This is a genomic window from Mesorhizobium sp. AD1-1 (genome assembly GCF_020164655.1).
GTDB classification, from domain to species: Bacteria; Pseudomonadota; Alphaproteobacteria; order Rhizobiales; family Rhizobiaceae; genus Mesorhizobium; species Mesorhizobium ciceri.
The window spans coordinates 26006-37194 of sequence record NZ_JAIUGP010000027.1; the positions used below are offsets into that span (position 1 = coordinate 26006).

Consider the following 11189-nt stretch of genomic DNA (forward strand, 5'->3'; position numbering starts at 1 on the left):
AGCCTAACCTTGAAAAGGAGGCAGCTATGAAAAAGCTCCTGCTTGTTTCGGTTATCGCCATTGCTTCGGCGGCGGCGATGATCGCCCCCGCCGACGCCCGCAGCCGTATCAGTATCGGCATCGGCGGCTATGCAGACGACTATTACGGCGACGATTATTACAATGGTTACGACTATGGCGATCGCTACTATCGCCCTTATTACCAGTACGACGCCTATGACAACGGCTACAGGCCGCGCTATTACCACCGTCACCACCGTTGCCACATCGCACTGGTCAAGCATTGGCGCCATCACCACAGGATCGTCGAGGAAATCCGCGTCTGCCGATGATCTGATCCTGTGAAAAATGATCCGGCCGGCGCCGCCGGCCGGATATTTGCGCCGCTCACCCCACCCGCCTCCTCATCATCATCCCGTAATGCACTGCCAACAAATCCAGCCCCACCTTCAGCAGCTTCGTCACCACGTTCCGGCCCTCGCCGGTCTGCTCGGACAGGCGCTTGAGGGAACCGTCCGCGCAGCAGACTTGTCGTACCACGGCGGCCACCTCCCAATGGCCTAACGCTCTTGTGGCGGCGGCATAGGCCCTGCCGGCGTCGAGAACGCTGTCGGCGATGCCGCCGCCCTCGCGGCCGCCGTCGATGCGCTCGGTCCAGCGCATCGGCTTGACATCAGCCTGCTGACTGCAGCGGAAATCCTCGCGGTAGCGCAGGCCTGCCTCGCGCTGCTGGCGCGACAGCGAGGTGATGCCGACGAGCGCATCGATGGCGCGCAGCCGCACGATGCCGCCGGTCGCGGCGCAGCCGTCATTCGACACTTCGTAGACACGCGCAGCCTCCAGCGTGCCCGCTGCCAGCCGCTTGCGGCCGAAGGCGTCATCCCTGAGCGCGAAATCATGGCCGATCTCGCGGCGTATGCGCACCTGCTCGGCCTCGCCCTTCGGCAATTTCGGCGCCTGCGGTTTTGCGGGTCTGGTCTTTTTGCTCATGGAAGGCTCCTGGTTGGGATGGGTGGTGGAGGCCGGCACGTGGCGATCCTTCGCGCGCCCTCGGCGCTGCCGGGCATCTCCCCACGCGGTGGCAGAGCGGAGCGGAGCGCTGCTCGGTTGGCCTTCAATGAACCGTAGGTCGTCGCCTCTTCGCCGCCGCGCCAGCATCCCTGCCGTCCGGCATCCAGGCTGATGGAACCGGCGCGAGTTTTCGACGTTATGTCGCGTCCATGCCAAGGGGAGGTTCGCCGATGACAGCCTTCATGCCGGTTACCGTGCGCTTTTGCGACAACAAAACCATGCTGGTCAGTTCGGTGGCCGGAGCCGCCGAGGCACTGCGCCACCAATGGCCCGACAAGACAGCGCCTGGCTATCTCGAGGCTTCCCGGCTGGTTACGCTCGCCGTGGACGGCATCTGCTGCCAGCGCATCGCGTTCGATGCCTTCACCAGGGCGGCCAAGCAGCAGAACATACTGGTCGACAGGCCCAAAAGCCGCGCCCATGACTGGCTGGATGCGGTGGCTAGCCCGTGAGGAGCGGGCGCCGCCCGAAAAATTGATGCAACCGGCCCCCAGCGGGGCGCGTTTATGGGTGCGGTAGCTGGAGCCGCGCGCAAAGCGAAGGTGAACGCCGTGGGTACGATGAAAACCGGAGTGCCGCTCAAAGTGCGGGTGGAAGATGAGATCGAAGAGATCGACAGCGTCAGCGAAGCCGCCGATTTTCTTCAGCGCTGGCCGCTGGAGCGGCGCGGCCATGTCTACCGCAGCGCGTTGAACGCCTGCAGCGCGGCGATCGCCGCCCAGATTTCCGAAGCCGACGCCATGAAGGTGTTTACCGGCTTTGCCCGGGTGACCGGCATATTGGTCGGCGAGGGCAACCCGCCGATGGCGATGGACGCAAGGAGCATGCAGAGCCGCACGCCCAAGCAGGGCCGGCAGATGCCGAAATAGGGCTTTGCTTCTTTCTCCCCGTTTACGGGGGTGAGGTGTGATCCGCGCAGCGGACGAAAAGCCAATTGCTTGGCTTTTCGAACAGCGAACGCTCGGCAGGGCGATGAGGGGCGGCGCCAGCGCTTCGGTAAGTGGCATCTGAATCGGATGCTTGAATTTCATGTCAGCTTCCATCCTGCCTCGTCAGCGCTGCCCCTCATCCGCCTGCCGGCACCTTCTCCCCGTGAACGGGGGAGAAGAGATCAAACCTCACCCCGTCGCAACAAATACGCGGCGCTGGAAGCGCGCCTGGTGGTAGCTACAATAGCTTTTCAGCGCCCCGGTGCGCATGCCGCAGCACAGCATGTCGGCGCCTGGGCGGCTGCCTGGCGCCCCCTCTTCGGCAATAGAAATGTCCGGATCCCCCTCCACCGTCAGATCCAGCGGCGCACGGCAGCGTGAAAACAGGCAATCGATGAAGCGCATCGCCACGCCATGCGGCTGCCGGCCGATGGCCGCGCGCGGCGGCGCCGGCGCCTCCAGGCGATAGGCCACGCCGTCGGCGATCAGCACGCCCACCTCGCGCACGAACGAATGCGCGCGCCTGGGCCGGGCCACTTCACGCGCATGGATGTCCTTGGCGGCAAGCACGCCCTCCATCTTGCCGACGACAGGCGTCGCTTTCGCCGACGCGCCACTCGCCCGCTTGCTTCCAGCGCGCTTGCCCACGGCCTGCCTGGATCGCGGCGGCGGCCCCTTGCCATTGGCAAAGCCGATCGCGCCGAGCATGGCGTTGCGGTGCACGATGCCGATGATGGCGTCGCGCGACACCGGACTGCCGCGCAACGCGCTGAACGCGACTGCAATCCTGGAGGCTGAGAACCCATCCTTCAGCCAGCGGGCGATCTCGTGCAATTCCGCGTCGCTATAGCTTGCCATATCCAGCTCCATCCAAAGTTCGGCCGCGTGCCGTCGGGCAGCGTCAAGGTTCGACCCGGTCGCCAGGCCGCAGTCAGTTGTTTTTCAAGAGCCGGCTCTCAGCCGACCAGCCTCAGCCGGCTTGGGCCGATTTCCCGCCGGCAAGGTGCAGAAGCCGCGCTTCGGCCGTGTTTCTGTCCAGGGCGGAAACCGCCCTGCCCGTCAGCCTGTCGAACAGGATGACGGTGCCGTCCTCGGTGCGGATGCAGGATCGGCCTGCCGCAAAAACAGCGCCGGCGCCATGCCGGCCGAATTGGGGGCCGAAGCCGCTGGGAGCGGCGGCTCCGGCCGTTCCGGTCGCCGGAGACAGGCGGCGGACCGGACCCGAGGCTCGTGCGGTCAAGCACTGGGCCTCGGGCTTCATCCGGGCCGGGGAGGAGGACGGCCGGGACAAAAGGGAATGGGCGGTTATGACCGCCGGGCGCGCCTCGCGTGAGGCCGGCGACTCGGCGCCATCAAAGTTGGACAGATTTTGCATGACCGGATATAAGCATAACTCGAAAATAGATGCAAGCTATTCTTTCATAGACGAGAGCGGCTTTCATCCCTCACATGGGCGCCATGGCAAAAACGGAACTGTCGATCAAGGTCGGAGCGGCGATCCGCAAGGCGCGCAAGCAGCGCGGCCTGGTCATGCGCCACATCGCCGAGCACAACGACACCGATGTCGCCGCCGTCGGCAACTGGGAAACCGGCCGCAATCTGCCCAAGACCGAGAACCTGCTGAAGACCGCCGCCTTCCTGCGCGTCGACCCGGTTGCGCTGGGCCAGGGGCAGGTCGTGTTTCTCGACGATGCCGGACCGGTTGCCGATGCGGAGATCGTCACCGATGCGGGTCCACTACCCGCCAGCTCGATGGACATCGAGGTGCTGGGCGCGGCTGTCGGTGGCGACGATGGCGATTTCACCTTCAACGGCGAGCCGGCGGGTTACGTCCAGCGCCCGCCGGGCGTGCGCAACCTGCCGAAGGTGTTCGCCCTGCACGTGCTCTCGGATTCCATGGTGCCGCGTTACGAGCCCGGCGACCTGATCTATTGCGGCGGCCGCGACGCCGTACCGGGCGACCATGTGGTGATCGAGACCTTCCCGGAGGAAAACGAGCGCAACGGCAAGGCCTTCATCAAAAAGCTGGTCAAGCGCACGGCGGGCGAGCTGGTCGTCGAGCAGTACAACCCGCCGAAGACGCTGACCTTCAACCGCTACGCCATCAAACATGTCTGGCGCGTGATTCCGCTGAAGGAATTGCTGGGGTATTGAGCAAGGGACGCTCTTCCTTCTCCCCCTGCGGGAGAAGGAAGAACCAGCGCTGGCACCCACCCACTCAAGCCCGCCGCAATCCCTCCAGCGGCACATCCCTGTCGCTCAGCATCCGCGCTTCGCTGCGCACGCGCTGGCGCTCGTCGACAAACGCCGCCTGGATCGAAATCGCCGTCCCCGGCAGTCCGTCGGCGCGGCAGGCCGAACAGACGATACGGCCCGACAGAGCGGACAGCGGCGTATTCCCCGTCACCCCGAACCGCTTCAGCTGATCGGGTCGCCACCACCTGTTGCGGCCACAATCGGCGCACTCGACCGAGATCGAGGCGACATGCGCGATCGTTGGTTCCTTGCCCGGCAATGCCATCGCCCCTGCCTCGTCTTTGTTCCTGATTTGTTCGCATATTCCTGTGTTTTACGCCGGGAGTCGAGTCGCAGTTTTCAAACTTTCCCAGAAGTTTTTCTTCTAGCGTAATTTAAGTTATGCTTTCATAAATGTATGAAAATGTGAGTCGGGCACGAACCTGCCCACTGCATCAGACCCGGGAGCGATAATGGACGCTTTTGCCGCCGATTTTGCCCGTTCCTGCGGCTACGCCGGCGACAGCCTGGCCTTGCTTGAAGCCTTCGAAGCAATCCGTCGCAGCGGCATCGCCCACGCCCGTCAGGATCACGTCAGGCGCAAGGCGGTGATCGACGAGTTGAAACCGTCGGAGGCGCTGTTCCTGGCCGCTATCGGTCCGGCACTCTCGGCGCAGGAGGCAATCGAGGACGCCGCCCGCTTCATAGCCTGCTGGCGCAACATACCGCGCTGGCGCCAGGAGCGGCGCCTGCCCGACCTGATCAGGGCCAAGCAGCAGCGCCTGGTGGCGCGCTATTTCCGCCGCCATGGCCACAGGTTCTGGGCAAGGGAAGCGGCGTGAGGACTGGACCAGCCATTTGCGGGTTCCATCAGCCATTTTTTCTTTCTAGACTGCGCAGGGGTGGCTGACCGTTCGACGTGCATAGTTTGGAATGTTCAAGACTGCCCGCTCAAAATTTCAAACCTGGATAACGGCCGGCGCGGGAACCATCGCCGCCCTGCTCGTCGCCGGCCTGATGGGCGCGTTCGGCGCCCTGCCCGCCCACGCCCCGCCGCAATTGCCGCCCGATGCCGCCATCGATGCCGGGCGCTGGCGGGTCCAGCCCGCGCGCGCCTATGTCAGCCGCGCCAAGGTCTATGGCGTGGCGCTGAAACCAGGCCAGAAGGCGCTGGTGCTGGAGGCCGATCTGACCAATCGCACGGCGCAATCCGACAAGGCTTATTTCAACGTCTTCAAGCCGGACGGGATCGACCTGCCCGATTCCACGCCGATGATCGCGCTGGCCCGCGATTCGACGCTGACGCCGGAACTGCATCCCGGCATGACCGAACGCATGGCCTATGTCTGGCCGCTTGCCGGTAACGCCGCCGTGCCGGCAAATCTCAGCTTCGGCGTCACCGCCGAGATCTTCAAGCCGCGCGACAATCTTTACGGCACGCCGGGCTGGTTCAATTCCTATCGGCTCGGCACCGTCACCATGCCGGTCGCCGACCTGCCCGAGAGCGGCTCATGAGGATCCGCGCCATCGGCAATCTCCTGATCGTCGCCGCCACCGTGGCGCTCAGCTACGGCATGCAGGTGTCGAAGCCGCATTATGCCGAACTCACCGCGCCGATCCCCATCGATGGCGCCATGCACGACACGGTGCGGGCGCGCAGCTTCGATGTCCGCCTCGACAGAGTGGTCTTTGCGCGCACGCTGAAGACCAACCAGTTCGGCCAGGAAAGGCTGCTGACCACCAGCGGCCTATGGGCGGTGGCGACGACCGATCTCACCGCCACCAGCACCTCCACCACGGTCGCCGACGGCACCTGGCAAGGCCCGACCGGCCTGCGCTACCGCCAGACGGAGCGGCTCAGCTATCGCCAGGATATGCCGCCACATGCCGTCGATCCAGGGCTGGAGAGAAGCGGCCTGTTCGTCTTCGAGTTGCCGGCCGACCAGATCCGAGGCGCCAGCCTGCTTATCGCCACACGTCAGTTCGGCCCGCTCGACGCCCAGGCTCGCATCAGCCTCGATGCCGTTCCGACCGGTGCCGATGGTCAACCGGCGGATGTCTTGCCGCTATACGATCTCGACGCTCCTGCACCGCCGCAGGGCCAGACACGGCAGGGCCAGACACGGCAGGGCAAGACATGAGCGCGGTTTCAACCGACATCGACCCAGCCGGCGGTGGCGAGAAAAAATGGCGACGGCGCGGTCTTGCCGCGCTCGCTATCCTGCTGCCGCTGACGCTGGCCGAAACCAGCTATGAGAGCATCCGTGAATGGCTGCATGGCGAGGACCTCATCGCCAGGGATGTCGAGTTTGGCCAAGGCGCGCCGTTCGGCGGCAGCGAATGGCGGCTGGCCGATTTGCGCGGCGGCAAGGCCGGCCGCTTGCCCGAGCATGCCTTGGCCGTCATCGCCACCTTCGCCGTCACGGTCGGCGATCCCGATCTGCAAAAGCAGTGGCTGGGCTGCAAGGTGATGCTGACCGACGCCGCCGGCCGCCGCTGGCTGCCCGACTTCATCTCCGGCGTCAGCCTGCCGGACGGCGTGATGAACTGCACCTCGGCGATCTTCTCCGGCGCCAAAAAGGGCGAAATCATCAGCGTCGGCGAGACCTTCATCGTGCCCGAGGATGCCATCGAGACCATCCGCCCAGCCATTGGCCTGGGCAGCGAGCGCCCCTGGTTCCTGCGTTTTCAGCGGCCGCCGAAGTGACAGCATCCTTCTCCCCGTAAAGAAAGCTCATTTCCCCGCCCGCTTCGCCATCGAAAACGCCGTCTCCAGCACGGCGGCGAGAAAGCATATGCGCAGCGGCTCGATCAGGATGCCGGTGGAGGAATCCTGGAACGGGCTGCCGAAGAGCAGCGTCACGGCATGCGAAAAAATCTGCCAGATATCGAGCTCGTGTGGACCGATCAGCCGCGTCGCGCCGAGCCACAGCCAGGCCGCGCCCCAGTCGAGCAACCGGTAGCCGACCACCAGCGTGCACAACAGCACCAGGCTGGCGCTGACCGTCAGCCGCACGCCGTTGGCGATCGGCAGATAGCGCGAGCGGTACCCGGCGATGAAATGCTCGACGAAATCGCGCAGGAATTTCGGCAGGCCGGCATAGCGCTGGCCGGCACGCTCCAGCCGGCCGTGCACGCGCATCAGGGCAGCATCGTCGCGCACGTCATAGCCGTAGATCAGCGCCGCCATCACCAGCCAGATCAGCGGCAGGAGCATGAAGAAGAACAGGTTGATCGCAGCCGTCGACGGCGCGATCGAGGAGATCTCGACCGGCACCATGGGCGCGGCCGAGGCCATCGGCACCGGGTTTGCCAGCCCGTCCACCGATGCCTGCAGGGCCGACCAGAAATTGCGGCTCATCAGCCATTGCAGCGCCGAATCCTTCCAGCGGCTGATCACGTAGAGACCGACGAAAATCCAGTTGGTCTCGCAGATCACCACCACGATCTGCCAGAACGACTCGGCACCTGTCTTAGCCTGCATGAATTTGGCCAGCCGACGGATCAGCCAGGACACCGCCACGGAGATCAGCAGCCAGCGTGAATCGAGCACGTCGAGCACATCAGCGCTCTGGCCGAAATCGGCCTGGTCGAGTGTTTCGCGCGAATACTGCCGCACGATGTCGCCCAGAAATCCCCAGGCGGCATAATAGGCGAAGAACGGCAGAAGCGCGATGGTGATCATCCGCACCAGCCGCGAGCCGCGCCGGTCAGCCTCGGCACCCGGCTTCGTTTGCGTCTCGGTGGTTGCGGCCTTGTCGGCGCCGCGCTGCGCGGCCACCACATGCGGCAGGCCGGGGCGCAGCACGTGGAACATTGCCACCGTCACCACCAGCTGCGCCAGCGCCACCAGCGTCAGCATCGCCAACCCGGCGAAGTGATTGGCCAGCGCCACCTTCGCCGCCAGCAGCATGAGGAGATCGCCGACCATCACGCCGGCCAGCACGAGTGCCATGAGCTGCGGCCAGAACCGCCGCAGCAGCGAAAAACCTAGGGTGATCGGTCTGATGATATCGGCAAACATGAGGTTCTCTCACGATGCCACCCGCCAAAACCTTTCTAGCAAAGCATGATTGTTTTGCAAGGAATGGGGTGGGGTCTCCTGCCAGGGGGCAGAGCGAGGCGCCCCCTCTGTCCTGCCGGACATCTCCCCCTCAAGTGGGGAGATCAGCAGCTTCGTCCTCGCCGCTTTCTCTTCAACGTTGAAAATTAGCGAAAGCAGTCATGACATCCGATCTCCCCCCTTGAGGGAGGTGTCCGGCAGGACAGAGGGGGGCGCCTGGGCGTTAACATCTCCCTTCGCCCCTCACCTTCTTACCCTCGACTTCAGCCACCGATCAAACGCCACCGCCAGGATCAGGATGAGCCCGATGACGATGCTTTGCGTGTAGGACGAGACATTGTTGAACTGCAGCCCGTTCTGCAGCACGCCGATCAGCGCCGCGCCCACCACCGTGCCGCCGACCGAGCCGATGCCGCCGAACAGCGAGGTCCCGCCGATGACGACGGCCGAAATGACGGTTAGTTCGTAGCCGATGCCCGCCACCGCTTCCGAGGAGTTCAGCCTGGCCGACAGCACGAAGGCCGCGAGCCCGGCGAAGAAGCCGACAATGACGTAGACCGAGACCAGGATGCGGTCGACGCGCAGGCCCGACAGCCGCGCTGCTTCCGCATTACCGCCGACGGCATAGACGGCGCGGCCATAGCGCGTGTAGCGCAGCACGATGTGGCACAGGATGGCGGCCGCCGCGAAGATCAGCGCCGGCACCGGCACCGGGCCGATCAGCCCGGTGCCGAACCAGCGCATCGAGGCGTCGAAGCCCGAGATCGGGCCGCCATTGGAGATGGTCAGCGTCAGCCCGCGAAACACCGTCAGCCCGCCCAGCGTGACGACGAAGGGCGGCACTTTCAGCCGGGTGATGACAAGCCCCTGCACGCCGCCGGCAGCGGCTCCGACGATGATGGCGGCCAGCAGCGCGGCGAACCAGCCGAACCCTTGCGTGCCGCTCGTCGACAGCGACAGCGTGTTGGCCGTGCCGCCCTTGGCGACCACGGCGGCGACCATGCCGCAGAAGGCGAGCAGCGAGCCGACCGACAGGTCGATGCCGGCGGTAAGGATGACGAAGGTCATGCCGAGCGCGATCAGCCCGGTGATCGAGATCTGCCTTGTGATGTTGAACAGGTTGATCGGGTCCATGAAGCTCGGCTTCAGCACCGTGAAGACGATGATCAGCGCCACCAGGAACAGCAGCGGCCCGAAGCTCATCAAAAGCCGCGCGAAGTTGATGCCGCCGCGCTGATCCTGCTCCCCCGCCACGCTCATAGTGTCTCCTTGCGGTCGAGTGCCATCAGTTCCATCAGTCTTTCCTCGTTTGCTTCGACGCCCGGCATCTGGCCGGTGATGCGTCCGCGGCGCATGGTGACGATGCGGTCCGACACCGCCAGCACCTCGGGCAGCTCGGACGAGATCATCATCACCGCAATGCCGCGCGCCGCAAGCTGCACCAGGATCTGGTGCACCTCGGTCTTGGCGCCGACATCGACGCCGCGCGTCGGCTCGTCGACGATCAGCACTTTCGGATCGCGCGCGAGCCAGCGCGCCAGGATCACCTTTTGCTGGTTGCCGCCCGACAGGCCCTCGATCGCCTGCTCGGCCGAAGCCATGCGGATCGACAGCATCTTTCGAAACCCGGACAGCGCATCGCGCTCGCGCCGCTCGGCCATGAAGCCGAAACCGTTGCTGAAGCTGCCCAGCGAAGCGATGGAGAAATTCGGCAGGATGCCCAGCGCGGCAAAGATCGCCTGGTGCTTGCGGTCCTCCGGCACCAGGCCGATGCCGAGCGCAATGGCGTCCGCGGGTGATGACGGGGCGATCGGCTTGCCGTCGAGCGTGATGGTGCCGGCCGCGATGCGGTCGGCGCCGAAGATAGCGCGCGCCAGTTCGGTGCGGCCTGAGCCGACAAGCCCGGCAACGCCGAGGATTTCACCGGCCTTGAGGTCTATGTCGACGCCGTCGAGCACGATGGCGTGCGGCGCCTCGGGGTCGCGCACGGTGCGCAGGCCGCGCACCGACAGCACGACATCGCCGGCCACCGCGCGTTGCGCCGGCCGGGCGTAGAGCTCGGACGCCGCGCGGCCGACCATCTTCTCGATGATTTTGGGCAGCGCGATCGGCCCGCCTTCACGGTTAAGGTGGCCGGCAAGCCTGCCGTCGCGCAGCACCGTCATGCGATCGCATATGGCGGACGCTTCCTCCAGCCGGTGGGTGACGAACATGATGGCGACCTTGTCCTTGCGCAGCCGGTCCATGATCGACAGCAGCCGCTGCACCTCGGTCTCGGTCAGCGCCGAGGTCGGCTCGTCCATGATGATCAGCCGGCTTTCCAGCGACAGCGCCCGAGCAATCTCGACCAGTTGCTGCTCGGCCACCGACAATGCCGAGACCGGCGTCATCGGGTCTATGGAGAGACCGACGCGGGCGATGATCGTGCGGGAATCTTCCTCCATCTTGCGCCAACTCACCAGCCCGAGCGGGCCGATCGGCGCGCGGCCGATGAAAATGTTCTCCGCCACGGTCAGCGTCGGGATCAGGCTCAGTTCCTGATAGATGGTGACGATGCCAAGCCGCTTGGCATCCTGCGGGCTGGAGGGATGATAATCGGCACCGTCGAAAGTGATGCGGCCGCCCGATGGCGGCATCACACCCGACACGATTTTCAAGAGCGTCGATTTGCCGGCGCCGTTTTCGCCCAGCAGGCCGAGGATCTCGCCGGGGCGGATATCGAGCGAGACATCGCTGAGCGCGGTGACGCCCGAGAAATGCTTGGTGATGCCTTCGACGGCAAGCAGGATGGGTTCGGGCGAGGCGGCTTCAGCGGCTGGCGGCAAGGGTGGCTCCTTCCATGCAGTTGATGTCGCCTGTCAGCGCTTGAACGCCCCCCTCTGTCCTGCCGG

Annotated in this window: 15 protein-coding genes; 8 read left to right on the forward strand and 7 right to left on the reverse strand. The window is 65.1% G+C overall.

Going from position 1 to position 11189, the window contains the following annotated elements; translation table 11 throughout:
* The first annotated feature begins 26 nt into the window (after positions 1-26).
* Entirely contained in the window at positions 27-332 is a 306-nt protein-coding gene (locus LB519_RS30575; RefSeq protein ID WP_027160843.1) for a hypothetical protein, read from the forward strand.
* Positions 333-387: 55 nt separating this feature from the next.
* On the opposite strand, the gene LB519_RS30580 is transcribed toward LB519_RS30575, so the two are convergent.
* Entirely contained in the window at positions 388-990 is a 603-nt protein-coding gene (locus LB519_RS30580) for a DUF6456 domain-containing protein (RefSeq protein ID WP_024501752.1), read from the reverse strand.
* A gap of 251 nt (positions 991-1241) precedes the next feature.
* On the opposite strand from LB519_RS30580, the gene LB519_RS30585 reads away from it, so the two are divergent.
* A complete protein-coding gene (locus LB519_RS30585) occupies positions 1242-1523 on the forward strand; it encodes a DUF982 domain-containing protein (RefSeq protein ID WP_013530587.1) in 282 nt (93 codons plus the stop codon).
* Between the two features lie 54 nt (positions 1524-1577).
* On the forward strand, positions 1578-1940 hold the full coding sequence (locus LB519_RS30590; RefSeq protein WP_027160844.1) for a DUF982 domain-containing protein: 363 nt from the start codon (positions 1578-1580) through the stop codon (positions 1938-1940).
* A gap of 249 nt (positions 1941-2189) precedes the next feature.
* Here the strand turns inward: LB519_RS30590 and LB519_RS30595 are convergent, their stop codons facing one another.
* Together LB519_RS30595 and LB519_RS30600 are read right to left on the reverse strand one after the other, a co-directional pair.
* Entirely contained in the window at positions 2190-2858 is a 669-nt protein-coding gene (locus LB519_RS30595) for a GcrA cell cycle regulator (protein ID WP_224621897.1), read from the reverse strand.
* A 112-nt stretch (positions 2859-2970) separates the two neighbouring features.
* Positions 2971-3240, reverse strand: coding sequence for a hypothetical protein (locus tag LB519_RS30600; RefSeq protein ID WP_224621898.1), 270 nt, complete (start codon positions 3238-3240; stop codon positions 2971-2973).
* Between the two features lie 209 nt (positions 3241-3449).
* Here LB519_RS30600 and LB519_RS30605 point away from each other — a divergent pair, with 209 nt between their 5' ends.
* Positions 3450-4154, forward strand: coding sequence for an XRE family transcriptional regulator (locus tag LB519_RS30605; protein ID WP_013530583.1), 705 nt, complete (start codon positions 3450-3452; stop codon positions 4152-4154).
* Positions 4155-4218: 64 nt separating this feature from the next.
* On the opposite strand, the gene LB519_RS30610 is transcribed toward LB519_RS30605, so the two are convergent.
* On the reverse strand, positions 4219-4521 hold the full coding sequence (locus tag LB519_RS30610) for a hypothetical protein (RefSeq protein ID WP_224621899.1): 303 nt from the start codon (positions 4519-4521) through the stop codon (positions 4219-4221).
* Between the two features lie 187 nt (positions 4522-4708).
* Here LB519_RS30610 and LB519_RS30615 point away from each other — a divergent pair, with 187 nt between their 5' ends.
* The 4 genes from LB519_RS30615 (at position 4709) to LB519_RS30630 (ending at position 6942) form a co-directional block, all read left to right on the forward strand.
* Positions 4709-5077, forward strand: a complete 369-nt coding sequence (locus LB519_RS30615) for a hypothetical protein (RefSeq protein ID WP_224621900.1) — start codon at positions 4709-4711, stop codon at positions 5075-5077.
* A 91-nt stretch (positions 5078-5168) separates the two neighbouring features.
* The gene (locus LB519_RS30620) at positions 5169-5750 is read left to right on the forward strand and encodes a hypothetical protein (RefSeq protein WP_064993997.1); all 582 of its coding nucleotides are present in this window, start codon (positions 5169-5171) and stop codon (positions 5748-5750) included.
* Positions 5747-6376, forward strand: a complete 630-nt coding sequence (locus LB519_RS30625) for a hypothetical protein (RefSeq protein WP_224621901.1) — start codon at positions 5747-5749, stop codon at positions 6374-6376. The genes LB519_RS30620 and LB519_RS30625 overlap by 4 nt, the downstream gene beginning before the upstream one ends.
* Complete coding sequence (locus LB519_RS30630) at positions 6373-6942, forward strand: hypothetical protein (protein WP_013530578.1); 570 nt, start codon at positions 6373-6375, stop codon at positions 6940-6942. Before LB519_RS30625 ends, LB519_RS30630 begins: the two co-directional genes overlap by 4 nt.
* Positions 6943-6969: 27 nt before the next feature.
* On the opposite strand, the gene LB519_RS30635 is transcribed toward LB519_RS30630, so the two are convergent.
* The 3 genes from LB519_RS30635 to LB519_RS30645 form a co-directional block, all read right to left on the reverse strand.
* A complete protein-coding gene (locus LB519_RS30635) occupies positions 6970-8259 on the reverse strand; it encodes a hypothetical protein (RefSeq protein WP_224621902.1) in 1290 nt (429 codons plus the stop codon).
* 282 nt (positions 8260-8541) lie between these two features.
* The gene (locus tag LB519_RS30640) at positions 8542-9558 is read right to left on the reverse strand and encodes an ABC transporter permease (RefSeq protein WP_013530576.1); all 1017 of its coding nucleotides are present in this window, start codon (positions 9556-9558) and stop codon (positions 8542-8544) included.
* Entirely contained in the window at positions 9555-11123 is a 1569-nt protein-coding gene (locus tag LB519_RS30645) for a sugar ABC transporter ATP-binding protein (RefSeq protein ID WP_224621903.1), read from the reverse strand. The genes LB519_RS30640 and LB519_RS30645 overlap by 4 nt, the downstream gene beginning before the upstream one ends.
* Positions 11124-11189: the final 66 nt, after the last annotated feature.